Raw genomic sequence first — 26152 nt, forward strand, 5'->3', positions numbered from 1 at the left:
CCTCCGGTAAGGCCTATACCCGTGCTCGCCTGGGCGCAAACGCCTCGGCCTCTTTCACCGCGGCGAAAAACGCGTCCAGGCGCACGGGATCCTTGAGGCCGCTCGCATCTTCCACGCCGCTCGCGACGTCCACCCCGTAGGGGGAGAGCCGGCGGATCGCCTCGGCCACGTTGCCGGGATGCAGGCCGCCCGCCACCACCAGCGGCGCCTCGCACGCGAGGCCCTCGACCAGGTGCCAGTCGAAGGCCTCCCCGGTCCCGCCGCCGGAGTCCAGCACGAGCGCATCCACCAGCGGGGCGAAGGCCTGAGCATCGGCGACAGCCTCCTGACTGGTCACCTTCAGGGCCTTGTACAGGGCCACCCCAGGCCGCAGGCGGCCGCGCAGGGCCGCGAGGTACGAGGTTCCCTCCGAGCCGTGAAGCTGCAGGGCGTCCAGGGCGCACGTCTCGGTCAGGCGCACGGCCTCGTCGAGCGACAGGTCCGCGATGACGGCGACCCGCGTGGTCATGGGGCCCGCCGCGTGGCAGAGGGCGCCGAGGCGCTCGGCGTCCACGAAGCGCCGAGAAGAGGCGACGTGCACGAACCCGACCGCGTGCGCGCCCGCCTCGACGGCGAGGGCCACGTCCGCCTCGCGCTTCAGCCCGCAGATCTTGACGCGGGTCATGTCAGCAGCTCGCGGGCGGCCAGCGCGAGATCGTCCTGTCGCAAGAGGCTCTCGCCCACCAGCATGGCCGAGACCCCCCAGGCCTCGAGCGAACGGCGATCCTCGGCCGTGGCGATGCCGCTCTCGCTGACCAGCAGAGGCGGCCGCTCGGCCGTGCGCGCCAGCATGGCCAGGTCGCGGGTGACCCCGAGATCGACCGTGAAGGTCTTGAGGTCGCGGTTGTTGATCCCGACCAGGGGAGCCTCGAGGGCGAGCGCCCGGCGCATCTCGTCGGCGGTGTGGACCTCCAGCAGGGCCTCCAGGCCGAGCTCCTCGCAGGCGGCCATCATCTCGCGCAGGCGATCGTCACCGAGGGCCGCCGCGATGAGGAGCACCGCGTCCGCCCCGGCGGCATGGGCCTCGCGCACCTGGCGCGGGTCGATCAGGAAGTCCTTGCGCAGCACCGGCAGCTTCACCGCCGCGCGCGCGGCGGCCATGTCCGCGAGGCAGCCCCCGAAGTAGGGCGAGTCGGTCAGGACCGAGAGGGCCGCGGCCCCGCCCGCCTCGTAGGCCAGCGCCATGGCGGCGGGCTCGAAGGCCTCGCGGATCGAGGGGCGGCTTGGCGACTTGCGCTTGATCTCGGCGATCAGGGCGACCGGGCCGTGCGCCCGCAGGTGGCCCATGAAGCTGCGGGGGGGAGTCCGGCGCGCAGGACCCGTCGCATCGACAAGCGAGGCGACCTCCCGGACCTTGGAGGCCAGGATCTCGTCGAGGATGGTCAAGCGGGACCCCCTTTTGAAGGAAATGCGCGAGTGGCGATTGCCCTTCTAAGATAGCACAGCGGCCTGCCGCAGGGTGAAGGTGAAGGTGGCTCCCCGGTTCGTTCCCTGGCTGGCGGCCGTGATCTCGCCGCCGAGGCCCTCGATGAGCTTGCGCACGAGCGGGAGGCCGAGGCCCAGTCCCCCGTAGCGCCGGGTCGAGCCGCTGTCGAGCTGCCCGAAGACCGTGAAGAGGGACGTGAGCTTCTCGGAGGGGATCCCCACGCCGGAGTCGACGAGCGTCACCCGCACCGCCTCGCCCTCGGGGCGGGCCTGCCAGTGGATGAGGCCCCGCTGGTGGTTGAACTTGATGGCGTTGTCGTGGAGGGCCTGGAGGGCGAGCTCCAGGCAGAGGCCGTCGGCCCAGGCCAGGGGCAGGTCGGTCTCCACCGAGAGCTCGACCGCGAGCTCCTTGGCCTGGACCTCCTCGGCGTACTGGCCGAGCACCCGCTCGATCGCCTCGCCCACGTGCAGGGGCTGCAGGTGGATGGTGAGGTGGCCGGCGTTGAGCTTGGTGAGCATGATGCTCGTCTCCACCAGCTTGCCCAGAGAGACGCTGGCGCGGTGGATCTGGCGCAGGAAGTCGCGGTGCTGGTCGGCATCCACGTTGCCGGCCTCGAGCTCGTCGAGCAGGATCTCGGAGAGGCCCTGGATGATGGTCAGCGGGGTGCGCAGCTCGTGCCCGATGTTGGCGAGCACGTCGTTCACTCCCGACCCGGCCGCCGACAGGGACGTCATCGGGGCATCCATGTTCGTGGTCATTCCGACACCTCGCCTCACGATTGCGCCGGTGGAGATCCGGGCGGATATCCACCGGCGACTCGTTACAAGTCTTTAGAAAGATTCTCAATTATATAGCACGGTTATCCCCTCTGGAGATCGACCGGCGCGATCGAATGGGGCGTCTTTCCGCGACGGCCCTGCGTTGACGCCCTTCGAGCCAGCGTGATATATAACGGGCAATCACCTCCATCTTCCCACCCCCTGCATCGACAGGAGCGCGCGTGTCCCGACGACTCCCTTCCGTCCTCATGGCGTCCGCCCTGGCTCTCGCTCTGGCCCTGGTCGGGTGCGACCGAGGGGCTGGGCGCGCGACGATCACGCTCTGGCACGCCTGGGGGGGAATCGAGCTCGCGGGCCTCAAAGAGACCCTCTCGGCCTTCCGGGACGCGCACCCCGACGTGGAGGTGGTGGCGCTCCAGGTCCCTTCCGACAAGCTCCAGGACAAGTACCTGCGCTCCACGGCCGCCAACGGCGGGCCCGACCTGGTGCTCGGGGCGACCGACTGGGTGGGCAAGTTCGCCCAGTCCGAGGTCATCATGCCGCTTGATGCGGTCGTCAAGCAGAGCGATCTTTCCCCATACCTGGGCGTCGCGCTGGACGCCCTGCGCTACGAGGGCAAGCTCTACGCGCTGCCCGAGAGCCTCGAGACCCTGGCCCTCTACTACAACAAGCGCCTGGTGACGGGCCAGGTGCCGGCCACCGTGCAGGACCTCTTCACCCTGGCCAACTCGCGCGATTACTACCGTGGCGACTACCTGCTCGCCTACAACACCCAGTTCTTCTTCACCGCGGGCTACCTCTTCGGGATGGGCGGAGGCCTCTTCGACCCCAAGGGGGGAGTGGCGCTCTCGGGCTCCGGCGCGGAGCGCTGGCTGACGCTGCTGCGCGACCTCAAGCGGCACCCCCGCATCGCCGCCAAGAGCGACTACGGCCGCGCGGACGGCCTCTTCCGCGACGGCAAGGCCGCCATGACCATCAACGGCCCGTGGGCCCTCGGCGGCTACCGGCAGGTCCTCGGCGACGCGCTCGGGGTCGCCCCCATGCCCATGGTCGAGGAGGGGGTCCCGGCGGTGCCGTTCGTCGGCGTCAAGTGCGTGATGTTCAACCCCAACACCGATCCCAGCCAGCGCTCGCGCGCCCTGGAGCTCGCCCTGGCCCTCACCGGCGCCGAGGCCAGCGAGCGCATGCGGCGCGAGGCCGGCCACATCCCGGCGCTGCGCGGCGCCAAGATCCCCGAGGGCGATCGCCTCGAGGCCTTCGCCCAGCAGGCCCGCTGGGGCGCGCCGCTGCCGCCGAACCCCGAGATGAAGGAGGTCTGGGCCCCCATGGACGAGGCGATCGAGAAGGTCCTGACCGACGTGGCGCCACCGAAAGCGGCCCTTTCCGCGGCCCGTGAGGTCATCTCGGCGAAGATCGAGGCGGTACGCAAGCAATGAAGAACAAGGCCTCCGACGCCGGTACCGCCTACCGCTTCATCGCCCCGGCCGCGCTGGTGATGAGCGCCATCACGCTCTATCCCCTGCTGTACGGGATCTGGATGGCCTTCACCAACTTCAGCCCCCGCCACATCCGGCACCAGGACCCGCAGTTCGTCGGCCTCCAGAACTTCGTGGACATCTTCCGGCACGCCCCGTACCTGGACTTCAGCTTCCTTCACGTCCTGGGCTTCAACTTCGTCTGGACCCTCGCGAACCTGGTCTTCCACGTGGGCCTCGGGGTGGGGCTCGCGCTGATGATCAACACGCCGGGCCTCAAGGGCGTCAAGATCTACCGGGCCCTGCTCATCCTGCCCTGGGCGGTGCCGACCTACGTCACGAGCCTGGTCTGGAAGAACATGTTCGACCCCGAGGCGGGGGCCATCAACCTCCTGCTCAAGGACTGGAGCAGGTTGCTGCCCTTCCTGCCCACCCACACCGACTGGCTGGGCCAGTTCCCGCTCGCCTTCTACGCGGTGCTCCTGGTCAACGTCTGGCTCGGCTTCCCCTTCATGATGATGGTGGCCTCGGGCGCTCTCCAGGCCATCCCCTCGGAGATCTACGAGGCGGCGGACCTGGACGGGGCGAACCCCTTCCAGCAGTTCTGGACGGTCACGGTCCCCATGCTCAGGCCCGCCATGGTGCCCGCCATCATGCTGGGCTTCATCTGGACCTTCAACCAGTTCAACGTGATCTACTTCGTGACCCAGGGCAACCCGCTGGGCAAGACCCAGATCCTGATCACCCAGGCCTACAAGCTGGTGGACGCCGGCATGTACGGGGTGGGCTCGGCCTTCGCGGTGCTCATCTTCCTCATCCTCCTGGGCTTCACGCTCCTGAACCTCCGCCTGACCAGGGCGGCCGAGGAGGTCTGATATGAACGGCAAGAAGCAGCACCCCCTCAAGCTGGGGCTGATCCACCTGGTGCTCGTCCTGTTCTGCGCCTTCTCCCTGTTCCCGGTGCTGTGGGTCGTCTCCATGGCCCTGGACCCGACCTCGGTGGCGCGGCCGACCGAGCTCCACCTCCTGCCGCGGGGGATCTCGCTCGAGGCCTTCCGGCAGGTGCTGAGCAACCCGACCGAGATCGACGGGGTCTCGTTCTGGCAGCTTCTGGGCAACAGCCTGCTGGTCTCGGTGGGCACCACGGCCTTCGGGATCCTGTTCGGGGCCTCGGGCGCCTACGCCTTCTCCCGCCTGCAGTTCCCCGGCCGGCGCGCCGGCATGATGCTCTTCATCGTCCTGCAGATGTTCCCAGCGGTCTGCTCGATCGCCCCGCTCTACGTCCTGTTGTCCTCGCTGCACGTCAGGACCTCGCTGATCGGCCTGATGATCGCCTACGCGGCGGGCACCCTGCCCTTCGCCATCTGGAACCTGAAGGGCTACTTCGACACGGTGCCCAAGGACCTCGAGGAGGCGGCCCTGATCGACGGCTGCACCCGGAGCCAGACCTTCTGGAAGATCGTGCTGCCGCTCTCGGCCCCCGCGGTGGCGGTGACGGCCCTGTTCGGCTTCATGACCGGCTGGACCGAGATCATCCTGGCCTGGACCATGCTCGAGAACCCGAAGACCTTCACCCTGGCCATGGCCCTGTACGGGATGGTGGGCCAGTACGAGACCTTCAAGCCCTGGAGCCAGTTCGCGGCCATGAGCATCATCATCTCGCTGCCGGTCGTGATCGTCATGCTGGTGCTCCAGCGCTTCATCGTGTCGGGGCTGACGAGCGGGGGCGTGAAGGGGTAGAATAGGATCTCGAACATTTAATCGAGAGTCGAGGACCCCCATGGCCAAGCTCAAAACCAAGTACGTCTGCCAGCAGTGCGCCTCGGAGCAGCCCCGCTGGATGGGCAAGTGCCCCGAGTGCAACGCGTGGAACTCCCTGGTGGAGGAGGCCGTCTCGGCCCCGGCGCCCACCGGCGCCGCCAAGCCAGGCACCTTCAAGTCCCCGGCCATCGGGCGAGCCCCCCAGCGCCTGAGGGACGTCTCCATCCACGACGAGGAGCGCTTCAGCAGCGGCCTCGGCGAGCTCGATCGCGTGCTCGGCGGCGGGGTGGTGCCGGGATCGCTGGTCCTTCTAGGGGGCGATCCGGGGATCGGGAAATCGACCTTGCTCTTGCAAGTCGCCCAGCACCTGGCCGGGATCGGCAGGCGGGTGCTCTACGTCTCGGGCGAGGAGTCGGCCCGCCAGATCCGCATGCGCGCCCGGCGCCTCGGCGCCGAGAACGACCACCTCTACGTGCTCGCCGAGACCGACATGTCGGTCATCGCGGCGACCCTTTCCGAGGTCCAGCCCGAGTGGGCCGTCATCGACTCGATCCAGGCCATCTACGATCCCGACCTCAACTCGGCGCCGGGCTCGGTCTCCCAGGTCCGGGGCGCCACCGGTACCCTGATGCGGCTCGCCAAGGACCAGGGCATCAGCCTGTGCATCGTCGGCCACGTCACCAAGGAGGGGACCCTCGCCGGCCCCCGCGTGCTGGAGCACATGGTGGACACGGTGCTTTACTTCGAGGGCGATCGCTTCAAGAGCTACCGGCTGGTGCGCGCCGTCAAGAACCGCTTCGGCTCGACCAACGAGGTGGGCCTCTTCGAGATGCAGGAGGCGGGCCTTCAAGAGGTCACCAACCCCTCGGCGGTCTTCCTGGCCGAGCGCACCAAGGAGACCACCGGCTCGGCCATCGTCTCCACCATGGAGGGCACGCGGCCCCTCCTGGTCGAGATCCAGGCGCTGGTCAGCCCGAGCACCCTTGCGAGCCCGCGCCGCGCCAGCACCGGCATCGAGCACAACCGCATGGTGCAGATCCTCGCGGTGCTCGAGAAGCGCGTCGGCCTTCCGCTCTCCAAGTACGACGTCTACGTGAACGTGGTGGGGGGCCTCTCCATCGAGGAGCCCGCGGGCGATCTGGGCGTGGCGCTCGCGGTGGCCAGCAGCATGCGGGACGTGGCGCTGGCGCCCGAGGCGATCGCCATGGGCGAGGTCGGTCTCAACGGCGAGATCCGGGGCGTCAACGGGCTCGAGGCCCGCCTCAAGGAGGCCGCGAAGCTCGGCTTCACCAAGGCCATCGTGCCCGCGCACAGCCTGGACGACAAGAGCCTGCGGCTACCCAAGGGGCTGGAGGTCGTGGGGGTCAACCGCCTCTACGACGCCATCGTCAAGGCGACCCTCGCCCCGGAAGGCGCCCGCGGCTAAGCAACCCGGAAGTCGCGCCGCAGGTACCGCCAGTGGAAGGCGGGGATCGCGACCGGGGCGAGCACCAGCAGCGCGATCGCCCACAGCGCCTTTAGGGCCCCGGGCATCGCCATGCGCCAGAGGGCGATGTAGACGAAGAGCCAAAGCCCGAGAAGGTTCATGAACGTGCCTGCCGTCCCCACGACGACGAACACGGCCAGATCCACCGACGAGGCGGGGCCCCGAGCGGCGATCAGCGCCATGAGCGCGGCGAAGAGCAGGGGCTCCAGGACGATCCAGTCCACGAGGTGAGAAGAAAGTGAGCGCTTCATGTCCTCCATGATACGCGCTCCCGCCTGGCTGCCGGATCTCTGCTACAATTCGTTACAGACCGGGAGGGCCGCCATGAAACGTCGCATCGTCCAGCCCCACGCCCCCATCTTCCTGCCGTCTTCCCAGGACGGCCCGGACAAGGACGCCCCCCTTCGCCACGACATCCGCTGGCTGGGCGAGCTGCTCGGCGAGACCCTCAGGCACCAGGGCGGCGAGAGCCTCTTCGCGCTCGAAGAGCGCCTGCGCGCCCTCTCCAAGGGCTTCAGGCAGGATCCGACCGCCAGGCTCGAAGACGCCATCTGCGACCTGATCTCGGGGCTGAGCGTGAGCGAGGCGACCGGCGTCGTGCGCGCCTTCTCCATCTACTTCGGGCTGGTCAACGCCGCCGAGCAGCACCACCGGGTGCGCCGGCGGCGCGAGAGCCAGCTTGTGCCTGGCGCCCCGCCCCAGCCGGGCTCGCTGCTCCACACCCTCTCCGGGCTGCACGCGGCCGGCGTCACCCCCGCGGCGCTGCAAGAGGCCCTCGATCGCCTTCGCCTCGGCCTGGTCGTCACCGCCCACCCCACCGAGCCCAACCGCAAGAGCGTGCTCAGCAAGTGGACCCGCATCGGCCAGCTGCTCTACGCGCGCGACGCCTGCGCGCTGACCCCGTCCGAGCGCACGCGCCAGGACGACGCCATCCGCGCGGAGCTCACCACCCTCTGGCAGACCGACGAGACCCGCGAGGCGCGTCCCACCGTCGACGACGAGCTGACCAACGCCCTCTACTACATCCGCACCACCTTCTTCGAGGCCCTGCCCCGCCTGCAGCGCGACCTGGAAGTCGCCCTCGCCGAGGCCTACCCCGGCGAGCGCTTCCGCGTCAACGCGCCGGTGCGCCTGGGGACGTGGATCGGAGGCGATCGCGACGGCAACCCCTTCGTCACCGCCGAGACCACCTGGCGCACCCTCGGACGCCTGCGCGCCGAGGCCCTCGACCTGTACGCGCACGCGCTCGACGCCCTGTGGACCCGCTACTCCTTCAGCGATCGCGAGGTGGGGGCGCTACCCGAGCTGTACGAGGCCATCGAGAACCTCGGCCTGCTCTTCCCCGAGCGCCTGGCCCTGGTCCGCGCCCGCAACCCGCACGAGCCCTACCGGCAGATGCTCGCCCTGATGCGCGAGCGGCTCGGGGCCGTCCCCACCCCGCAGGCCCCCGAGCGCTACCGCGACGCCGGGGCCTTCGCCTCGGACCTGCGCCTGCTGGATCACGCCTTGCGCGCGCAGGGAGCAGGCATCGTCGCCGACCAGGAGCTCGCGACCCTGCGCCGCCAGGTGGAGGCCTTCGGCTTCCAGCTCGCGTCGTTGGACGTCAGGCAGAATTCCCGCAACCACGCCGAGGCCCTCGACGTCATCCTGCGCGAGGCGGGGGTCGCCCCGGACTACGCCGCGCGGGACGAGGCGGGCCGCATGGCCGCCCTCGACCAGGTCTTTGCGACCTCGCGCCCGCTGCTGCCGAGCGAGGCAAAGCTCGAGGCGGGCCCCGCCGAGACGCGATCGACCGTGAGGATGCTCGAGCGGGTCATCCGGGAGTTCGGCCCGGACGCCATCGACGCCTACATCGTCAGCATGAGCGAGGCCCCGAGCGATCTGCTGGAGGTCCTCGCCCTCATGCAGGACGCGGGGCTCTACCGGCGCCGGCCCGACGGCACGGCCGAGTGCGCGCTGGACCTGGTGCCCCTCTTCGAGACCATCCCCGACCTGCGCGCCGCTCCCGGGGTCATGACCGCCCTGCTCGCTCACCCCGCCTACCGCGCCGCCCTTCGCGCGCGCGGCGACGTGCAGGAGATCATGCTCGGCTACTCGGACAGCAACAAGGATGGCGGCTTCCTGAGCGCCACCTGGGAGGTGTACCGGGCCCAGCAGGCCCTCACCGAGCTCGCCGAGGCCGAGGGGGTGCGGCTGCGCCTCTTCCACGGCCGCGGCGGCTCCATCAGCCGCGGCGGCGGGCCGACCCACCGCGCCATCCTCGCCCAGCCGCCGGGCAGCGTGCGGGGCGACCTCAAGATCACCGAGCAGGGCGAGGTCCTCGCCTGGAAGTACGCCCAGGCCGCGCTCGCAGACCGCAACCTCGAGCAGATGGTGAGCGCCACCATGATGGCCACCCTCGCTTCCCAGGGAGGCCGGACGCCCGGACCGGAAAGGATGGAGGAGAATGCCGCGCGCTTTTCGCGCATCTCGCAGGAGGCCTACGAGGCTTACCGGGCCCTGGTCTTCGACGATCCGGCCTTTGCGGGCTTCTTCCGCTGCGTCACCCCCATCGCCGAGATCGAATCCCTCAAGATCGGCTCGCGGCCCTCGCGCCGGCGAGAGGGGGGAATCGAGTCGCTGCGCGCGATCCCCTGGGTCTTCTCGTGGATCCAGAGCCGGTGCCTCTTGCCCGGCTGGTACGCGGCCGGCACGGCCCTCGAAGGCTTCCTCGGGCGCGAGCCGGACGGTCTCGACGTGTTGCGCGGCTGGTACCGGGGGTGGCCCTTCTTCCGGACGCTCATCGACAACCTGGAGGTCAGCCTCACCAAGGCCGACATGACGATCGCCCGGCTCTACGCGGGGCTCGCGGGCGACGAGGGCTCGGCGCTCTTCCGGCGGATCGAGGCGGAGTACGCAAGGACCCGCGAAGCCGTGCTCGCCATCTCGGAGCAGCCGGCGCTCCTCGCGCGCCAGCCGATGCTCGCGCGCTCCATCCGGCTGCGCAACCCGTACGTGGACCCGCTCAACCACCTGCAGGTGGACCTCTTGCGCCGCAAGCGCGAAAAGCAGGGCGGGGACGAGGCCCTCGATCGCGCGCTCGCCCTCACCATCATCGGGATCGCCGCGGGGCTTCGCAACACGGGCTGAGCGAGCGCAAGCGGCTTTGGCCTAGAGGCGATCGACAAGTCGCTTTCAGGCGAGGTATGCTTCCGAGCATGTTCCCACTTGGATAGGAGGATCCCCTTTGATAAAACCCACCGTCATCCTGCTCGGCCTCGCCCTCTCGCTCTCGCTCGCCGGCTGCCAGCCCAGCGAGGAGAAGAAGGCCGAAACCGGCACGGGCGCCAGCCCCGCCGTCGAGAGCCCCGCCCCCGAAGCCCAACAGGCCAGTCCCACCACCCAGGGCGGTGCGGTGGACGAGGCCGCCCTCGCGAAGAAGGGCGAGCAGGTCTACGCCACCAACTGCGCCTCGTGCCACCAGGCCAACGGCGAGGGCATGGCCGGCGTCTTCCCGCCCATCGCGGGCGGCGAGATCCCCAACGGCGACCCCACCGCCCACATCAACGTGGTGCTCAAGGGCAAGTCGGGCCCCATCAAGGTCAAGGGCGTGGATTACAACGGCGCCATGCCTCCTCTCGCTCAGCTGAGCGACGAGGAGATCGCCGCGGTCGTCACCTTCGAGCGCACCAGCTGGGGCAACAAGGGCGGCGCCGTCACCCCCGACCAGGTCAAGGCCCTGCGCTAACCCCGTCATCGGCTTTTGCCTCCGCCTCCTCCTTTCAGGGGGAGGCTTTTTCGGCGCGCCGGAGCGAAAAAAAGTGCCGGCCCCCAGTGGGGGCCGGCACTTGAGTTGCGGGGGCAGGATTTGAACCTACGACCTTCGGGTTATGAGCCCGACGAGCTACCGGACTGCTCTACCCCGCAAATCCAATATAGCAAGCTTTGGGCCAGGAGTAAACTAGCTGGCGCAAAAGTTTGCTACCGCGAAAGTTCGCTACCGCGAAAGTTCTTGGGCGAGCTGGGCCCGGCGCAGGGGGGCGAGCAACCCGCCCCGGCCTCCCCTGGCCGCCGCGCGCACCCAGCTGCTCGGGTCCTGCGAGAGCTCCGCGAGCAGGCGGCGTCCGAGGCGGCCGCTGCGCGCGGCGGCCTCGCGCACCGCCCAGCTCTCGTCCCGCGCCGCCCGCTCGGCCACCTGCACCGAGGCCCGCGGGTGGGTGATCGCCCCGTACCGCACCTCCACCCGCGGGTCGTCCAGCAAGAGGAGGAGGGCCTTGGAGGACAGGTGGGGGTTCTCCAGGAGGACGCGCTTGACGTCCGAGGAGGGATCCTGCGCCAGGGCGCAGGCGCCGGCCTCGCTCAGGTCGCCGCGCATGGCCGCGCGGGCGCGGATCCGCGCGTCGGGATCCCGGGCGAGGGCCTCGAGGGCCGAGCTCGTGAGGCCCGCGAGCTCGAGCAGGCCGGCCCGCACGCGGACCTCGCCCGCCGAGGCGAGGGCGAGCTGGACCGTGGCGTCGGCGGCCGGGTGGCGCAGGATCGCCTGTTTCAATTCGATCTCCGCTCCGGCCAGGAGCGCCAGCAGCATGCCGGGCCCTGCGGCGTGGACGGCGAGCAGATCCCACTTCGCGCCGTCGCTCAGCTCGGGGTCGGCTGCGATCGCCTCCAGGAGGGCGGGGGTCATCCGGGGGTTGTGCAGGGCCGCCCACCGAACGTCGCGCTCGGGGTCGTCCGCGAGCAGCACCAGGGCCTCCTCGGGCGCGCGCGGGTGGGCCGCGACGCCGTAGCGCACCCTGACGCTCTCGTCCGAGGCGAGGCGCCCCAGGATCTCGGAGGTCACGCCGGGGTGGAAGGCGACGGCGGTGCGGACCTCGCTCACCCAGTCGAGCGCGAGCACCGCGAGGGTCTCGCTGGCGGTGTGGGGGTGCATGCCCACGTGGTAGCGCAGCAGCGAGTCCTCTGCGTCGCGGGCCAAGAAGGCGAGCGCGGCCAGGGAGGTGGTGGGCAGCTGGGCGATCTCCTGCAGCGCCTCGGGCGAAAGAAGGCCCTGCGAGAGGACCGCGGCCACCGCGGCGGGGGTGGCGTGAGGGTGCCCGAGCACGGCCGCGCAAAGCTCGGGCTCGGCGTGATGGGCGAGCGCCTCCAGGCAGCGCCCGGGCGTTGCCGGGTGGCGCGCCACCGCCGCGCGCACCGCCGGATCGCTGCGCCGGGAAAGCCGTTCCAGGGCGCCGGGCGACAGGTGGGGGGCCAGGGCGACCGCGCGGGCCACCGCGTCGTCGGGGTCGTCGGCGAGGGCCTCGCGCGCCGAGGCGCCGAGCAAGGGGTGCTGGGCCGCCCGCGCGCGCACGCCGGGGTCGGGATCGCGCGCGAGGATCTCGAGCACCGCCGCGCTGGCCTTGGGATGCGCGAGCACCGCGCGACGCACCTCCGGCAAGGGGCTCCTGGCGAGGGCCGTGAGGGCCGCGGGACCCGAGAGCGGATGGGTCGCGACCCCCTCCTGGACGCGCGGGTCATGGTCGGCTGCAAGCGCCAGCACCAGCGCCCCGGTCAGCTTGTCGGATCGCAGCACCGCGAGGCGCACCGCCACCTCCTCGTCGTGCACCAAGAGGGCGAGCACCGCCTCGCCCGAGCGGCGATCGAGGGCGAGGCGCTCTCGCAGGCGCGGGTCCGGGTCGCTGGCGAAGGCCGAGAGCACCTGGGCGTCCGCCCTGGGGTTCAGGTAAGCCGCCTCGCGCACGGCCGGATCCGCGTCGTGGGCCAAGAGGCGCAGCGCGTGGGCCGAGAGCAGGGGATGATGTGCCGCCAGGCGGCGCACCCAGGCATCGGCAGAGCGGGCGAAACGCTCGACCAGAGGGCCCTTGCAGCGCGGATGCGCCAGGAGCAGCGAGGCCGCCTCGGCGTCGCAGGCGCTCGAATCGGCGATGGCCCAGAGGACCGGCTCGGGGACGGTCGGGTTGTCGGCCAGCGAGAGCAGGACCTCGGGGGCCTCGTCCCGGGCCAGGCGCGAGACGACCGAGCTCGGCAGGTCGCGCCGGCATGCGATCGAGACGCGCAGGCCCACGTCCGGATCCGAGGCGAGCAGGAGCAGCGCCTCGGGCGGCACGTCGTGACGCCTGGCGAGCATGGCGCGGACCTCGGGGCGCGCGTCGCGCGCCAGCGCCGCGAGCTGGGCGCTGGTGGTCAGCGGGTGGCTCGCGAGCGCCAGCCGCGCCTCGTGCTCGTCGGGCAGGGCGGCCGAGGCCGGCGCCTCGAAGGGCGCCGGGCGAGCGGCGAAGACGGGCCCCCGGCCGCTGCGCTGGAAGCGATCGCGGTTGGGGGGGGCATTAGCGCCGGGCGATTGGCGATCCATGCAGCGAACCTCGAGCGGCGTCCACGAAGAAGAGCGAAAGTCGGCGTTTGCCGCATGATACCATCGCCGGGGCCGGGCGCTCCCTTGCGCGGGAGGCGAACAGCAAGAAGCCCGACGCCTTGCGGCGCCGGGCTTGGATTCCAAGGAGCGGGGTTGACGGGGCTCGAACCCGCGACCTCCGCCTTGACAGGGCGGCATTCTAACCAACTGAACTACAACCCCTCGGAACCTCTTTATACTACTGCGATCGCCGGGGCAAAGTCAACACCCCTTTCCTCATTCTTTACATTGCTTTAGACCGGGCATCACGTGGCCCCGAGGCCGGGCGCGCGGCTTCAGGCCCTGGTCACCACGACGTCTCCGACCTTCAGGCGGCCGTAGACCTCCTCGATGTCCTCGTTGAAGAAGCGCATGCAGCCGTGAGAGGCGTCCTTGCCGATGGAGTTGCGGTCGAAGGTGCCGTGCAGCTCCTCGCCGCTGCGCGTGGCCTTGCCCGTCGCGGGATCGTACCAGGACAGATCCACCAGGCGGGTGCCGAAGGCGCGGCCGCCGGACTCGGGCCACAGCTCCTTGGCGACCTTGCTGGGGTCGGCGAGCTTGCCGCTCACGACCTTGATCCCCAGGTCGGTCGCGTTCTCGCCCTTGCCGCTGGCGATGGGGTAGATCTTCTCCAGCTTGCCCTGCTTGTCGTAGAGGAAGAAGCGGTGCTGATCGATCGCGGCCACCCCGCGGCTGGGCTTGCCCTTCACCGTCTCGGGGGCGACGAACGCCTTGGCGGAGAGGTTCGGGTCCTCCCATGCCTTGAGGCCGGGGGCGGGGGAAACCTCGTCGAGGCTGCGCATGGTCCCGGCGTCCAGCTCCCCGGTCCGGGGAAGACCCTGGCTCGCCTGGAAATTCCTGAGGGCGGTGGCGGTCTGCGCGCCGAAGGCGCCGTCGGCGCCCGCCGGCAGGCCGAAGCCCAGGTCGAGAAGGGCGGTCTGGACGGCCTTCATCCCCTCGCCCTTGGCACCCAGGCGAAGGGGCTGGCCCGCCATGGCCGCGCGCAGCTCGGGAGAGTCGGAAAAGCGCGCGTTCTTCAGCGAAGGCGACAGGGAGAGGCGATCGCCCGCAAGACCCGCCGGGGCGGTGTCGCCGCCACCCGCCAGGATCCTGGTGACCGCGTCGCCGCGGCGCTGGGCCGGAGCCGAACCGAACAGCGAAGAGATCAAGCCGGTGCGCATCAGGAGCCTCCCGTTCAGAAACCGATCACAGGAGGGTTATCCCAGCGGGAGGCCATGGCCTTGCGGCAGATCCTCAAGCTTCAATCAAGCTGAACTTCGATTTAACGTCGTCCTAGAAGACGTAGCCGAAGCCCAGGTAGGGGCCGTTGAGGCTGAGGGTGTTGGTGGGCGCGATCGCCGTCTGGCCCCTCAGCCCCACGTCCACCCCGAGGCCCTGGAAGAGCCTCCAGCCGAAGCCCAGCTTGTAGTCGAACAGGTCGGTCCGGGCCCCATCCAGGAACATGAAGGGCGCCCAGTCGCCCCGCACCTGCATGAAGACCGGGCCCGCCAGGCGCATGTCGAAGATGGCCCCGAGCTTGGGCGAGACCCCCACCAGGCGCGGCGAGGACAGATCGCCCACCCCGATCGAACGCACGGCGATCCCCGCGTCGCCGGTCAGGGCGCCCGCCGGGCCCTGGGCCAGCCTGAACTTGCCCTCCAGGTCGGCGTTGGTGAAGGGACCGACCACGCCGCCGAGCGCCCCCCCGAAGGGGCCGGTCATCCCCCAGGCCCCGACCGAGAAGGAGGGGGTCAGGGCCAGGCTCACGGCGATCCCCGGCATGAAGGCGTTGGCCGAGAGGGTGCTCGGGCCCGCGAAGTAGCTCCCGTTGGCGTACCAGGCGAAGGTCCCGATGGCTCCTGTCGGCTGATAGCCCGAGAGCGCGGCCTCGCCGGTGGGGGCCTGGGCCTGGGCGGGAGACGTGAGGCCCGGGCTGGCCAGCAGAAGGCCCGTGAAGAGTGCCCAGCGCCCGCGATGCGTGGTCATGGGGTCCACCTCCGTCCTGGATCCGCGCTTCCGCGGCCATCATGCACGCCGGAGGGTGGATCGCTGCTTGGCGTTTTGCACGACCCCGCGCGCAAAAACGCTACTTCGCCCGGTGGACGTAGGTGTAGTCGGCGACGTAGGCGTGCCCCCCCGCGGTGATCTCGACGTGGATCGCGTAGGTGCTGCCCACCTTCGGCTGCGGATCGGGGAACGCGTAGAGGAAGGGCTCCGGGTCGGGGACGGGCTTGGTCCTCAGGGTCAGGGTCTTCCCGGCTCCCGAGCCCTCGGCGATGCGGACGGTCCCCGTCATCCGGGTGGCGCTCGGCACGGTCGCCTGCGCCTCGTCGAGCGGGTAGAAGGCGTAGAAGACGCTGCTCTTGTTGGTGGCGGCGACGAACTCGAGGTAGCGCCCGCCCTCGGTGCCGGCGGTCTGGTCCGCTCCCCCCGGCTCGACGACCGGCGAGGCGTTGGGGGTGGGGCGCGCGGCGAGGGTCGGCGCCTCGGGGTAGATCTCGGTCTGGCATGCCATCACGCAGAGGGTCAGGAGCAGCAGGGCGGGGCGGAAAGGGCGCATCGGGCAACCTCCGTGCAGCGGGCGACCCAGCCATCTTAGCAAACCCGCTTGCGCTTGCGCAGATCGACCGAGCGAGGCAAGATCCTGGGTATAAGAGGAAGAGCGACACTTCCCACCCCCAAGGAACCACCATGCCACACCACGCGCGCTCCGGCGGCTTCACCCTGATCGAGGTATCCCTCGCCATCGTCATCGGGGTCATCGTCCTGGGCGGTGCCATCACCCTCTACAACCAGGTGAAGACCAGCGCCGGCAACAGCGAGGCCAAGAGCCGCGCCCTCGCCCTCGGCTCCCTGGCCGAGGAGCACGCGGCCCGCAGCAGCAACTACCCCACCGTCCTGGAGCTCGACAACCTCTGGAAGGCCCGGCGCCCGGACGACGCCAGCAAGAACCCCTGGGGCGGCGCGGTGGAAGGCGAGCCGGTGGCGGGCGTGAGCGACGTGACCACTCTCGACAACAGCGGCAGCCCCATCGTCATCGGCGACGGCGAGAAGGTGGCGAGCCCCTCGGTCACCGTGGCCGACCGCGGCCGGCTGTACTACTTCCGCCATCCGCAGAACGGCCCCTTCTGGCTCGACGACTTCAGCCTCGCCAGCGAAGCCGACGGCGCCTCGGGCACCATCCGGGTGCAGGGCTACGGCATCGCCTACGTGGGCCCCAAGGGCGAGCGCTGGTACGATGTGACCGGCAAGGCCCACGCCCTGGATCCCGACGCCCAGAGCCCGGGCGGCCCGATCCGCGGCAAGATCACGAACTAGTCGATTCCTGGCTCGGCTGGGTATAAGATCCTCGGACAAGCAAGCGTTCCGGAGGATCTTCCCATGCTCGCCAACAACCTCGTGAAAGGGCAGCGCGTCAGCTCGCAGGTCAAGCGAAAGCTCGCCGAGCTCGGCACACCGGTGATCGAGAAGCAGGGCAAGGCCGCCCTGCAGAAGGCCGCCAAGTCGATCGATCAGCTGGTCCTGTCGAGCCCCACCCTGCGCAACCAGGTGACGCTGCACGTCGGCGCCGACGAGGCGCACCAGGCGCTCATGGACTCGATCAAGAACGCCAAGAAGTCCTTCCACATCGAGACCTTCATCTGGCACAACGACGAGGCCGGCAACGACATCGCCCGCCGCCTCGGGGCCAAGGTGCGCCTCGCGCGGATGAAGGGCGAGACGTTCGACGCCAAGGTCCTCATCGACGGGCTCGGCCTGAGCCAGGGCACCGGCGGCGCCGGCGACGCGAAGCTCATGGACAAGATGCGCAAGTACGGCGTCGACGTCCGCGTGTTCAACCGCCACAAGGTCTCGCTGGATCCGGTCGGCATCCCCATCACCCACCGCAAGCTCTACATCGCCGACAACGACTCCTTCATCACCGGCGGCCGCAACATCGGCAACGAGTACCTCAAGCCGACCTTCAAGAACGGCGACAAGGTCGAGACCTCCTGGCACGACCTGCTCTACACCGTCAAGGGCGACGAGACCGACCGCGTCCACCGCGAGTTCTTCGAGAACTGGGAGCGCGTGGGCGGCAAGGCCCCTTCCGACCTTCCCAAGCCGGCGCCGGTCGAGGGCAGCGCCAGGGTCCAGTCCTTCGTGACCGATCCCCACGCGGGCACCCGCGACATCGCCGACGCCCACTTCAAGGCGATCAAGGGCGCCCAGAAGGAGATCATGGCGATCTACCCGTACTTCTCGGACGACGGGCTGGTGCAGGAGCTGATCGCGGCCAAGCGCGCCAACACCGCCAAGCGCGCCGAGCTGCTGGGGGCCGCGCAGAATAAGTACGATCGCATGGCCATCGACCAGGCGGTGCCCGAGCTCAAGGTCAAGGTCCTCCTCCCCGGCCACCGGGAGGCGGGCGGGGAGGGCGCCATCTACACCATGCTCAACCAGGAGAACGCCCAGCAGATGATGAAGGAGGGCATCGACGTGCGCTTCTTCGACGGCGGCAAGATCGACGGAAAGGAAGTCCAGCGCTTCAGCCACTTCAAGGGCATGATGATCGACGGCGAGCTGCTCTCGGTCGGCTCGGCCAACGGGGACGCGCGGACCTACGCCTCCAACCACGAGCTGGTGACCATGATCTCGGACCCCAAGACCCTCGCGGCCTTCAAGGAGAAGGTGGCCCTGCCCGACTGGGAGAGCGCCCGCCCCGCCTCGCTCGAGGCGATCGATGGCGCGCCCTTCACGACCAAGGTCAAGCGCAAGGTGCTCGAGGCCTTCGACTTCCTGCTGTAGGCCACCCTTCTCACCGGACAAGAGAATCGGCCCGCCCCTCACGCGAGGGGCGGGCCGATTCTTCGAGCGGATCAGCGCGCCATCAACATGCCGGGCGGGAAGGACTTGCCCTCGCTCGCAGGCCGAGCCTGCGTGGCCCGATCCATCGCGGCCACCAGGGCCATCGCCTCTTCCTGCGGGGCCCCGTTGCTCTCGAGGGTCCGGACGAGATAGGCTTGCGCAGCCTGGCGGGCCTCCTCGGGGGTGGCCCCCATGGACGAGGCCTTGTCGAGCAGGGCCTGGTAGCGCGAGAGCCACTGCGGATCGACGTCAGCCTCTTGCTGCTCGGGGCGCTCGAAGGGATCGTGCGCCTCGCCCAGGGCCGGGGTGATCACGCCGAGCTCCAGGGCGAGCCCGGCGGCCATGCCGCCTCCCATGGTGAGGGCTTCCTTGCCGATGGCCCTGGCAGCCCCCGGGAACTTGAGCGCGAGCGCCCCGGCGACACCGGCCGCGAGCACCTTGTTCTCCTTGACCGTGTCGACCACCGGGCGCCAGACGTAGTCGTTCAGCGGATTGGCGACGTACTTGGTGAAGGCGTCGGCGATCGGCTGAACGCCCTTCTCAGGGATCAGCTCGGCCAGCTTCTTGGCCATGGGGTACCCCATGAAGCGATCGAAGAGGCCCTGCGCCGTCATGCCGAGCGCGAAGCCGGCGATCCCCACCGCGAGGGCGGGCAGGCCCAGCGGCGCGAGCATGACTCCGGCGAGGGCGCCGCCCGCCGTCCACACGACGCCGCCGACGGAGCTCGACACGAGGCGGGCCACGTACTCGTTGGCCTTCAGCTCCCCGCGCCGGTAAGCCTGGCTCGAGAAGAGACCGTCGAAAGGAACGTTCGCGACGCCGCCCACCGCGGCGTCCTTGATCAAGGCTCCGGCGGACAGGTGCTTGCGGGCGCGAGTGCCCATGAGCCGGCCGACCGTGCTGACGGCGTCCTCGGCGAGCTGGGGAGCGGATGCGACTCGAGGGGCGCGCAGGGGGCGCTGCACCGCCGACGTGCGGTTGACGTTCATACTACCTCCCCCCGCCGTCCCGAAAAGGCGGCGCACGCCGCCGGGACCGAGGGTTCTATACCTTTATCGGCGGGAGGCTTAACGATCTTGCGCGCCGGACGACATGGCCCCGCCGGATCGGCAGGCGTGCGCGTTCAGGATCGACGCCTGGCGATCGCCCGCGCGACCCTGGCGCGAGTCGGGGTTGCTTTCTTGACCATCGGCTTGGTGCGAAGGGCGAGCTTACCCTTGGAGGCAGGCGCCTGCTTCGCGGCGGCCTTGGCCGGGCGCACAGCCGGCTGGAGGGCGGCGGCGACGGCAAGCTTGGGATCGACGGCCAGGCCGTCGCGCCTGAGCTCGTAGTGAAGGTGAGGGCCGGTGGAGTGACCGGTGCTGCCCACGTAGGCGATGACCTGCCCGGCGTCGATCGCCTGGCCGACCTTCACGGCCAGGCGGCTCGCGTGGCCGTACACGGTCGTCCAGCCTCCGGGGTGCGCGAGGATCACGGCGTTGCCGTAGCCGCCGCGCACTCCGGCGAAGGTCACCTTCCCGGCCTTGGCGGCCCGGATCGGCGACCCCATGGGGGCCGCCAGGTCGTAGCCGTCGTGGTGGCCGTCGACGAGGGCCTTGCCCGTCACCGGGTCCCTGGCGCGCTGCCCGAAGTCCGAGGTCAGCCGGGCTCCGGGCAGGGGATTGATCTGCGGCACGGTCGGCCCGTCATCGCACCCGGCGAGCAAGGCCATCACGACGAGCCAAGGGAGGACCTTCCCCGCCACGCGCAGCCTCCCTAGCCGATCGCCCTGAAGGCCCGCTTCGCCGCCTCGATCGTGAAGGCGATCTCGGCGTCGGTGTGGGCCATGGACACGAAGGCCGCCTCGAACTGGCTGGGGGCCAGGTAGATCCCCTCGGCGAGCATCGCGCGGAAGTAGCGCCCGAAGCGCGCCGTGTCGCAGCGCTTGGCGGTCTCCCAGTCCTTGACGGGGGAATCGGTGAAGAACAGGGTGAACATGGCCCCGACCCGGTTGAGCTGGACCGGCACGCCCGCCTCGGCGGCCGCCGCGAGCAGGCCGTCCGCGAGCTTCGCGGCCGAGGCCTCGAGGCGCTCGTAGGCCCCGGGGGCCTTGAGCTGGGTGAGGGTCGCGATCCCCGCCGCGGTGGCGAGGGGGTTGCCCGAGAGGGTGCCGGCCTGGTACATGGGGCCCGCGGGGGCGACCATCTCCATGGTCTCCCGGCGGCCGCCGTAGGCGCCGACCGGCAGGCCGCCGCCGATGATCTTGCCCAGGCAGGTCAGGTCGGGCTTGATCCCGAAGCGCTGCTGCGCGCCGCCGTAGGCGACCCTGAAGCCGGTCATGACCTCGTCGAAGATGAGCAGGGCGCCGTGGTGCTCGGTCAGCGCGCGAAGGTGCGCCAGGAAGCCGGGCTCGGGCGAAAGGGTCCCCGCGTTGCCGACCACCGGCTCGATGATGACGGCCGCGATCGAGTCGGGGTTGGCCGCGAACAGGGCGTCGAGCGCAGCCTCGTCGTTGTAGGGCACGGTGAGGGTGTTGGCGACGGTGCCGGGGGTGACGCCGGGGCTGTCGGGGAGGCCCAGGGTGGCGACCCCCGAGCCGGCCTGCACCAGGAGCATGTCGGCGTGGCCGTGGTAGCAGCCGACGAACTTGACGATCTTCTCGCGCTTGGTGAAGGCCCGGGCCAGGCGCAGGGCGCTCATGGTCGCCTCGGTGCCCGAGTTGACGAGGCGCACCATCTCGATCGAGGGCAGGGCCTCGCAGATGAGCTTGGCGAGCGTCACCTCGCCCGGCGATGGCGCGCCGTAGGTGGTGCCGCGCTCGAGGGCCGCGTGCAGCGCCTCCTTGACCGCCGGGTGGCCGTGACCCAGGATCATCGGGCCCCAGGAGCCGATGTAGTCCACGTAGCGGTTGCCGTCCACGTCCCACATGAAGGGGCCCTCGGCCCGGTCGATGAAGACCGGGTCGCCGCCCACCGAGCGGAAGGCGCGCACCGGCGAGTTGACCCCGCCGGGCATCAGGTCCTGGGCCTCGGCCCACAGGGCCTGGGAGCGGGTCGTGTTCATGGTCGCTTGCGTCACGGGGCGGGATCCTTTCAACGGTGAGGGGGCTCGGACTTACTTGTGGGGGGCCGGCGCGCTCGGGGAGGCGCTCGGCGCGGGAAGCTCGGGGTACTTGATAGGCTTGACCACGTCCTTGATGAGCATCAGCATCATCAGGCCCATCAGGAGCACCATGCCGCCCTGCTGGATGGGCTCCTCGATGCGCCGGGGCACGGGCTTGCGCCGGATGGCCTCCAGGAGCAGGAAGACCATGTGCCCGCCGTCGAGCGCCGGCAGGGGCAGGACGTTCATGACCGCGAGGCCGATGGAGATGAGGGCCGTGAAGGCGAGCATGTCGCGCAGGTCGTTCTTGGCGACGAAGGCGCCGGCGCGCCCGATCTCGATCACCCCGCCCAGGTCGTTGGGGCTCATCTTGCCGGTGGCGAGCTTCACGAAGCCGTCGACGGTCTGGAAGGTCATGGCGCCCTGCTGCTGGGCGGCGGCCAGCACGGGATTGGCGGGGCGCTGGTACTCGCGCGAGACGGAGCTGGGCTGGATGCCCACGCCGATCTTGCCGCGATCGCTGGGGGTCACGGCGAGCGAGAGCTGCTCGGCGCCGCGCTTGATCACCACGGTCGTCGCCTTGCCGGCGCGCGCGCCGATCTCCTTGATGAAGGAATCGGGAGCGGCGATCGCCGTGCCGTCCACCGACAGCACCCGGTCACCGGCCTTGAAGCCGGCCTGCTCGGCCGCCTGGCCGGGCATGACCTGGGTGATCTGGAGGTCGCCCAGCTTGAACTGGACGAAGCCGACGGTCAGCGCCGCGAAGAGCAGGACGAGGAAGGCCGTGGCGTAGTTGGCCGCGACCCCGCCGCTGACGACGATGAAGCGCTGCCAGACCGGCCGGTTGCGCAGGAGGCGCCGGTCGTCGTCGGCGTACTCCCCGGACGGGTCGTCGTCGAGAAAGGCGCAGTAGCCGCCGAAGGGCAGCACGTTGAGGCGAACGTCGGTCTCGTTCCAGCGCCAGCCCAGGATCTTGGGACCGAAGCCGAGGGCGAACTCCTTGACCGGGATGCGCAGGGCCTTGGCGCAGAAGAAGTGGCCCGCCTCGTGGAAGAGGATCAGGAAGGCGATGATCACCGCCACCAAGAGATACCGCTGCAGATCGGTCATCGTGACTCCTTGTTACTCTTCACGGGCACGCCTGAAATCAAGCGAGCACGCCGAGTTGGGGAAATTTCAAATTGAGCCATTGTACCACGGCCATCACGGCGAGGAAGCCCGCGACCATCTGGACGAAACCGCTCGCCCAGAGGCGCTTCAGGCGCGAGGCCCGGTAAGCGGGGCGCTGGCCGTAGGCCGAGAGCAGCGACCGGCCCGCCGCGATCGCCGAGAGGACCTGGCGCTCGGTGGGGGGCTTGGTCGTGAAGAGGTGCTGGAAGGCCCAGCCCAGCCTGCGCCACACCGCGAAGAGCAAAAGAGCCGAGAGGGCCGCGAGCACCGGCCGCGAGGCCAGCGGCCAGAGGAGCTGGGCCCCGAAGACCAGGGCGATCACGTTGGTGCCGCAGCGCGGGTGCTCGCGCGGCTGGCGCGCGAGCACCTCGGGGTTGAGCGCCTCGCCGCGCTCGATGGCGTGCACCACCTGGTGCTCGGCGGCGTGGAAGCCCGTCAGGGGCGTCAGGCGCAAGAGGGCGAGGTAGGCGACGAACTCGACCAGGGCGATCGCCCAGGGGGGCGGCACCTCGGAAAGGGTCATGGCCAGGCTCTCGACGGTGTTGAGGACGACCAAGTGGCACAGGGCCATGACCACCCCCGTCAGGAACAGGCCCCAGTCCCCCGCCCCGGCCCGGTGGTCGCCGGTGGTGAGGTAGACCCCGAGCGGCGTGGCGAGCCCGCCGATCAGCGACGGCCGCAGGTCGCGCCGCAGGGCGGCCAAGAGGTCATTGCGAAAGACCACGCCCGTGAAGTCTCCTTGCTCGTCCACCACGGGCAGGGTCTTGAGGCGGCCGGTGGCCATGGTCTCCCAGGCGCTCGCGATCGACGCCGAGGCCTGGCCGGTGACCACGTCGGGGGTCATGGCCGCGCGCACCGGGAAGGACTCGAGTGCAGGCCCCGAGAGGCCCAGGCGCAGGGCCTTGAGCAGGTCGACCTCGGCGACCACGCCCACCAGGCGATCGCCCGAGACCACCGGCAGCGCATGGCCGGGGGACTGGCGCAGCAGGTGCTGCGCCTTGCTCAGGTGGTCGTCGGGATGCAGGGTGGGCCCGCGCTGCGCCAGATCGCCCAGGCGCACGTCGGTGGAAACGTCGAGCAAGTCGCACTCCAGGAGAACAGCCGCAGGCGCTAGGGGGCAAGGGAGGCCGGGCCATGATACCTCCTGGCCCGGGGCTTGCCTAGGACGCCTCCAGGAACTCGGGGTCGCCCGCGACGACCTGGGCGTCGTCGAACAGGCAGTGGATGCTCGCCACGTTGCCCATGGCCGGGCACGGCGCCCCGTACTGGAGGCACTCGCCGTTGACGAAGTGCTCGCACTCCTGGCTCCACTCGTGGTCTTCGGGGGCGTCGATGGTGTCGAGGTCGGGTTCGAGCCAGATCAGGTCCTCTTCCATGACGAGCTGCTCCTCTAGCCAGATTCGGCCGCCGCGCGCGGCGTCGTTCGAGGGATTAGACGCCCCAAGCGTAACAACCGACCCCTGACGGGGGTAGGGAGCATTCGCCGAAAGCGGGCGGGGGTTTTCGTGCAAGCTGGCCCATGGCGGGCGATCCTCAGCCTGCTGTTATAACCGGGGCGTTGCGCGGAATAATGCCGAAGATCCCATGCCTCCTCGCTTCCCGGCGCGCCCCCGGCGCGCTCGTCGACTGGCGGCATGCGTCACAGACCGCGATCGCGCCCGGGCATTAGCCTGGGGCCACCCCCGCGAAGACCGATTAGGAGGCAGTTCATTGAGATCGAGGTACCTGGGCCACTGGATCGCGCTCGCCGCGGCGGGCGCTGCCGTGCTCGCGCCTTCGGCCGCCTGGGCGCAAGCGCCCGTCAAGGCCGCCCAGCTCATCGACCTGGCTCCCAACCACTGGGCCTACGGCGCCATCCAGTCGCTGGTCGACAAGTACCGGGTCATGGGCGGCTACCCCGACATGACCTTCCGGGGCCAGAAGGCCGTCAGCCGCTACGAACTGGCCGCGGTGCTCGGAGCGGTGATGAACCGCTTCGACAGCCTCGAGGGCCGCGGCATCCCCGCGACGCCGAGCGACACCAAGCTGGTCGAGCGCCTCAAGGACGAGTTCCGGGTCGAGCTGCTCGATCTCCACAAGCGCCTGGTCGCGGTCGAGCAGAAGACCACCGCCCTCGAGGGCGCCGTCCGGGACCTGAAGAACAACGCCGGCGGCAGCGGCAAGGTGTCGGGCAACGTGGGCGTCACGATCCAGGACGATCCCCAGGACCGCCTCAAGCCCTACGCCGTCACCAGCTTCGAGGCGGCCTTCGGCGGCGATATCGACGAGACCACCAGCTACAAGGCCTCGATCGGCGGCGGCAACGCGGCGAAATCCAGCGGCGGCGTCCCCCTGTTCACCCGCGGCGATAAATCGGATCAGGGCAAGCCCGAAGGCGCCATCGAGCTCAACGGCAACGTCGCGATCACCACCAAGCACCCGAAGCTCGGCATCTCCAGCTTTCGGGTGGGCCAGTTCGCCCCCGGCGCCATGATCGGGCTCGGCGGCTTCGCCCACCACTACAACGACGGCATCATCGGCTCGGGGCTCAGAGCGCCGAGCGGAAACCTGACGAACACCGGAGACAGCAGCGAGATCGGCGTCGGCGCCAAGAGCAAGTTCGGCTCGCTGGGGGTCGGAGGCGTGATCAACACCAGGTTCCTCTTCGCGGGCCTCTCCTACGACCTCGGCAACTTCGGCGACATCCGCCTCATCGGCGACATGGAGCACAACTCCGTCGGCGACGTCACTTTTGCGACGGATCCGAACTACAACGGAGCCCTGGCCCTCAACCTGGGGAGCGACAAGCTGGGATTGAGCCTCCAGGGTGGCCTCAAGATGGTCGGCACCAAGTTTCAACCCAGAATGGGGGTCAACGGCATCATCTCCTCCTTCTGGGACTCCGAGATCTGCGCGGGCTTCACCTACGACACCGATCTCGACGGCACCGTCCAGGAGCTCACCCCGACGGGCTACATCTTCCTTCCCTCGCAAGGCTGGCGGCCCTCGATCCTCTTCGGCGCCAAGGAGCCCCAGACCCTCTCGACCAAGAGCGGCAGCACCGGCCCCGGCTCGGTGCGAGGCACCAAGGCCGGCTGGACCCTCCAGTTCGGCATCCCCAACCCCCTCCTGCCCGCGTTCACCTTCGAGATGAACATGCAATCCAACCTCCTGGCCGGCGACTACGATGGGTTCGGCTATGCGATCACGACCTCGACGGATTTCTAGCGCGCTGGGACTGGGCACCCTGATCCTCGCGGGGTGCGACCTCCTCAGCGGGGTCCCCGCGGGAACGATCGTGGGCGAGGTGCGCTTCGACGGCCGCCCCGCCCCGGGCGTCACCGTCACCCTCCAGTCGGGTAACGGCACCGTCTGGACGGACGTGACCGCGAACGGCACCGCCGTCAGCGACGCGAGCGGCCAGTACCGCTTCGAGAACCTCAAGGGCGGCGAGTACCGGGTCCGCTTCGACGTGAAGCCGAGCCTCGTGACGGTGGGAGGCACCACCATCGGCCCCAAAGAGGTCGGCACCTGGGCCAGCAACGGCGTCCGGCTCGGCATGGCCGGCGCGCGCCTGGCGGCCTTCGACGTCTCGTACAACGGCCTCATCTATCCCGAGTCCGGCAAGTCCAACACCTACTCCGCGGCCATGCCCCTGCCGTTCCACTGGTCCACCCACCGCAACGGCGCGAGCTACCGGGTCAAGATCTACGACGTGAGCGGCGGCGTCACGGGCACCAAGCC

At 70.0% G+C, this 26152-nt stretch carries 24 protein-coding genes and 2 tRNA genes; 10 read left to right on the forward strand and 16 right to left on the reverse strand.

Annotated elements, in window-relative coordinates; genetic code table 11:
- Positions 1 to 13: 13 nt before the first annotated feature.
- From V6D00_12655 to V6D00_12665, 3 genes are read right to left on the reverse strand one after another with little or no spacing between them, the layout of a single operon-like run.
- Complete coding sequence (locus V6D00_12655; GenBank protein HEY9900025.1) at positions 14 to 664, reverse strand: phosphoribosylanthranilate isomerase; 651 nt, start codon at positions 662 to 664, stop codon at positions 14 to 16.
- Positions 661 to 1425, reverse strand: coding sequence for an indole-3-glycerol phosphate synthase TrpC (gene trpC, locus V6D00_12660; protein HEY9900026.1), 765 nt, complete (start codon positions 1423 to 1425; stop codon positions 661 to 663). Before trpC ends, V6D00_12655 begins: the two co-directional genes overlap by 4 nt.
- A 45-nt stretch (positions 1426 to 1470) precedes the next feature.
- Positions 1471 to 2223, reverse strand: coding sequence for a HAMP domain-containing sensor histidine kinase (locus tag V6D00_12665; protein ID HEY9900027.1), 753 nt, complete (start codon positions 2221 to 2223; stop codon positions 1471 to 1473).
- Positions 2224 to 2465: 242 nt separating this feature from the next.
- Between V6D00_12665 and V6D00_12670 the strand changes: the two genes are divergently transcribed.
- The 4 genes from V6D00_12670 to radA are packed head-to-tail and all read left to right on the forward strand — an operon-like array spanning position 2466 to position 6906.
- The gene (locus V6D00_12670; GenBank protein HEY9900028.1) at positions 2466 to 3680 is read left to right on the forward strand and encodes an extracellular solute-binding protein; all 1215 of its coding nucleotides are present in this window, start codon (positions 2466 to 2468) and stop codon (positions 3678 to 3680) included.
- Positions 3677 to 4594, forward strand: coding sequence for a sugar ABC transporter permease (locus V6D00_12675; protein ID HEY9900029.1), 918 nt, complete (start codon positions 3677 to 3679; stop codon positions 4592 to 4594). The genes V6D00_12670 and V6D00_12675 overlap by 4 nt, the downstream gene beginning before the upstream one ends.
- 1 nt (position 4595) lies before the next feature.
- Complete coding sequence (locus V6D00_12680) at positions 4596 to 5459, forward strand: sugar ABC transporter permease (protein ID HEY9900030.1); 864 nt, start codon at positions 4596 to 4598, stop codon at positions 5457 to 5459.
- Positions 5460 to 5499: 40 nt separating this feature from the next.
- On the forward strand, positions 5500 to 6906 hold the full coding sequence (radA, locus tag V6D00_12685) for a DNA repair protein RadA (GenBank protein HEY9900031.1): 1407 nt from the start codon (positions 5500 to 5502) through the stop codon (positions 6904 to 6906).
- Here radA and V6D00_12690 read toward each other — a convergent pair.
- Complete coding sequence (locus V6D00_12690; protein HEY9900032.1) at positions 6903 to 7217, reverse strand: hypothetical protein; 315 nt, start codon at positions 7215 to 7217, stop codon at positions 6903 to 6905. The two genes, radA and V6D00_12690, sit on opposite strands and share 4 nt — an antisense overlap.
- Positions 7218 to 7290: 73 nt before the next feature.
- Here V6D00_12690 and ppc point away from each other — a divergent pair, with 73 nt between their 5' ends.
- Positions 7291 to 10095: a phosphoenolpyruvate carboxylase gene (gene ppc / locus V6D00_12695; GenBank protein ID HEY9900033.1), complete on the forward strand. Its 2805-nt coding sequence runs from the start codon at positions 7291 to 7293 to the stop codon at positions 10093 to 10095.
- A gap of 97 nt (positions 10096 to 10192) precedes the next feature.
- Positions 10193 to 10693 carry a cytochrome c gene (locus V6D00_12700; GenBank protein ID HEY9900034.1) on the forward strand — a complete coding sequence of 167 codons (501 nt, stop codon included), beginning with the start codon at positions 10193 to 10195 and terminating at the stop codon, positions 10691 to 10693.
- Between the two features lie 105 nt (positions 10694 to 10798).
- Here V6D00_12700 and V6D00_12705 read toward each other — a convergent pair.
- The 6 genes from V6D00_12705 to V6D00_12730 form a co-directional block, all read right to left on the reverse strand.
- Positions 10799 to 10872, reverse strand: a tRNA-Met gene (locus tag V6D00_12705).
- A gap of 70 nt (positions 10873 to 10942) precedes the next feature.
- Positions 10943 to 13291: a hypothetical protein gene (locus tag V6D00_12710; GenBank protein ID HEY9900035.1), complete on the reverse strand. Its 2349-nt coding sequence runs from the start codon at positions 13289 to 13291 to the stop codon at positions 10943 to 10945.
- Positions 13292 to 13439: 148 nt separating this feature from the next.
- Positions 13440 to 13513, reverse strand: a tRNA-Asp gene (locus V6D00_12715).
- A gap of 113 nt (positions 13514 to 13626) precedes the next feature.
- Entirely contained in the window at positions 13627 to 14511 is an 885-nt protein-coding gene (locus V6D00_12720) for a L,D-transpeptidase family protein (GenBank protein ID HEY9900036.1), read from the reverse strand.
- A gap of 112 nt (positions 14512 to 14623) precedes the next feature.
- The gene (locus tag V6D00_12725) at positions 14624 to 15316 is read right to left on the reverse strand and encodes a hypothetical protein (GenBank protein HEY9900037.1); all 693 of its coding nucleotides are present in this window, start codon (positions 15314 to 15316) and stop codon (positions 14624 to 14626) included.
- A 100-nt stretch (positions 15317 to 15416) separates the two neighbouring features.
- Positions 15417 to 15890: a hypothetical protein gene (locus V6D00_12730; protein ID HEY9900038.1), complete on the reverse strand. Its 474-nt coding sequence runs from the start codon at positions 15888 to 15890 to the stop codon at positions 15417 to 15419.
- Between the two features lie 131 nt (positions 15891 to 16021).
- On the opposite strand from V6D00_12730, the gene V6D00_12735 reads away from it, so the two are divergent.
- Complete coding sequence (locus V6D00_12735; protein HEY9900039.1) at positions 16022 to 16648, forward strand: type II secretion system protein; 627 nt, start codon at positions 16022 to 16024, stop codon at positions 16646 to 16648.
- A gap of 63 nt (positions 16649 to 16711) precedes the next feature.
- Positions 16712 to 18118, forward strand: a complete 1407-nt coding sequence (locus V6D00_12740) for a phosphatidylserine/phosphatidylglycerophosphate/cardiolipin synthase family protein (protein ID HEY9900040.1) — start codon at positions 16712 to 16714, stop codon at positions 18116 to 18118.
- A gap of 71 nt (positions 18119 to 18189) precedes the next feature.
- Here the strand turns inward: V6D00_12740 and V6D00_12745 are convergent, their stop codons facing one another.
- The 6 genes from V6D00_12745 to V6D00_12770 all read right to left on the reverse strand — a co-directional run bounded on the left by V6D00_12745 (position 18190) and on the right by V6D00_12770 (position 23805).
- On the reverse strand, positions 18190 to 19167 hold the full coding sequence (locus tag V6D00_12745; protein HEY9900041.1) for a hypothetical protein: 978 nt from the start codon (positions 19165 to 19167) through the stop codon (positions 18190 to 18192).
- A 134-nt stretch (positions 19168 to 19301) separates the two neighbouring features.
- Positions 19302 to 19922, reverse strand: a complete 621-nt coding sequence (locus tag V6D00_12750) for a M23 family metallopeptidase (GenBank protein ID HEY9900042.1) — start codon at positions 19920 to 19922, stop codon at positions 19302 to 19304.
- 11 nt (positions 19923 to 19933) lie between these two features.
- On the reverse strand, positions 19934 to 21220 hold the full coding sequence (hemL, locus tag V6D00_12755) for a glutamate-1-semialdehyde 2,1-aminomutase (GenBank protein ID HEY9900043.1): 1287 nt from the start codon (positions 21218 to 21220) through the stop codon (positions 19934 to 19936).
- A gap of 51 nt (positions 21221 to 21271) precedes the next feature.
- The gene (gene rseP, locus V6D00_12760; GenBank protein ID HEY9900044.1) at positions 21272 to 22369 is read right to left on the reverse strand and encodes an RIP metalloprotease RseP; all 1098 of its coding nucleotides are present in this window, start codon (positions 22367 to 22369) and stop codon (positions 21272 to 21274) included.
- A gap of 37 nt (positions 22370 to 22406) precedes the next feature.
- The gene (locus V6D00_12765) at positions 22407 to 23510 is read right to left on the reverse strand and encodes a DUF1385 domain-containing protein (protein HEY9900045.1); all 1104 of its coding nucleotides are present in this window, start codon (positions 23508 to 23510) and stop codon (positions 22407 to 22409) included.
- A gap of 79 nt (positions 23511 to 23589) precedes the next feature.
- Complete coding sequence (locus tag V6D00_12770) at positions 23590 to 23805, reverse strand: hypothetical protein (protein HEY9900046.1); 216 nt, start codon at positions 23803 to 23805, stop codon at positions 23590 to 23592.
- 334 nt (positions 23806 to 24139) lie between these two features.
- Between V6D00_12770 and V6D00_12775 the strand changes: the two genes are divergently transcribed.
- On the forward strand, positions 24140 to 25636 hold the full coding sequence (locus V6D00_12775; GenBank protein ID HEY9900047.1) for an S-layer homology domain-containing protein: 1497 nt from the start codon (positions 24140 to 24142) through the stop codon (positions 25634 to 25636).
- On the forward strand, positions 25608 to 26152 hold a 545-nt coding region (locus V6D00_12780), incomplete at its 3' end, for a carboxypeptidase regulatory-like domain-containing protein (protein HEY9900048.1). The genes V6D00_12775 and V6D00_12780, both read left to right, overlap by 29 nt.

The sequence above is a fragment of the Pantanalinema sp. genome (genome assembly GCA_036704125.1).
Classification (GTDB): Bacteria; Cyanobacteriota; Sericytochromatia; order S15B-MN24; family UBA4093; genus JAGIBK01.

Excerpts from the sequence above, each read along its gene's own strand:
- V6D00_12770 (HEY9900046.1), bottom strand. The coding sequence starts at position 23,805 with ATGGAAGAGGACCTGATCTGGCTCGAACCCGACCTCGACACCATCGAC.
- rseP (HEY9900044.1), bottom strand. The coding sequence starts at position 22,369 with ATGACCGATCTGCAGCGGTATCTCTTGGTGGCGGTGATCATCGCCTTC.
- V6D00_12720 (HEY9900036.1), bottom strand. The coding sequence starts at position 14,511 with ATGCGCACCGGCTTGATCTCTTCGCTGTTCGGTTCGGCTCCGGCCCAG.
- V6D00_12675 (HEY9900029.1), top strand. The coding sequence starts at position 3,677 with ATGAAGAACAAGGCCTCCGACGCCGGTACCGCCTACCGCTTCATCGCC.
- V6D00_12745 (HEY9900041.1), bottom strand. The coding sequence starts at position 19,167 with ATGAACGTCAACCGCACGTCGGCGGTGCAGCGCCCCCTGCGCGCCCCT.
- radA (HEY9900031.1), top strand. The coding sequence starts at position 5,500 with ATGGCCAAGCTCAAAACCAAGTACGTCTGCCAGCAGTGCGCCTCGGAG.
- V6D00_12655 (HEY9900025.1), bottom strand. The coding sequence starts at position 664 with ATGACCCGCGTCAAGATCTGCGGGCTGAAGCGCGAGGCGGACGTGGCC.
- V6D00_12710 (HEY9900035.1), bottom strand. The coding sequence starts at position 13,291 with ATGGATCGCCAATCGCCCGGCGCTAATGCCCCCCCCAACCGCGATCGC.
- V6D00_12680 (HEY9900030.1), top strand. The coding sequence starts at position 4,596 with ATGAACGGCAAGAAGCAGCACCCCCTCAAGCTGGGGCTGATCCACCTG.
- V6D00_12665 (HEY9900027.1), bottom strand. The coding sequence starts at position 2,223 with ATGACCACGAACATGGATGCCCCGATGACGTCCCTGTCGGCGGCCGGG.
- V6D00_12690 (HEY9900032.1), bottom strand. The coding sequence starts at position 7,217 with ATGAAGCGCTCACTTTCTTCTCACCTCGTGGACTGGATCGTCCTGGAG.
- V6D00_12735 (HEY9900039.1), top strand. The coding sequence starts at position 16,022 with ATGCCACACCACGCGCGCTCCGGCGGCTTCACCCTGATCGAGGTATCC.
- V6D00_12730 (HEY9900038.1), bottom strand. The coding sequence starts at position 15,890 with ATGCGCCCTTTCCGCCCCGCCCTGCTGCTCCTGACCCTCTGCGTGATG.
- V6D00_12725 (HEY9900037.1), bottom strand. The coding sequence starts at position 15,316 with ATGACCACGCATCGCGGGCGCTGGGCACTCTTCACGGGCCTTCTGCTG.
- ppc (HEY9900033.1), top strand. The coding sequence starts at position 7,291 with ATGAAACGTCGCATCGTCCAGCCCCACGCCCCCATCTTCCTGCCGTCT.
- V6D00_12740 (HEY9900040.1), top strand. The coding sequence starts at position 16,712 with ATGCTCGCCAACAACCTCGTGAAAGGGCAGCGCGTCAGCTCGCAGGTC.
- hemL (HEY9900043.1), bottom strand. The coding sequence starts at position 21,220 with ATGAACACGACCCGCTCCCAGGCCCTGTGGGCCGAGGCCCAGGACCTG.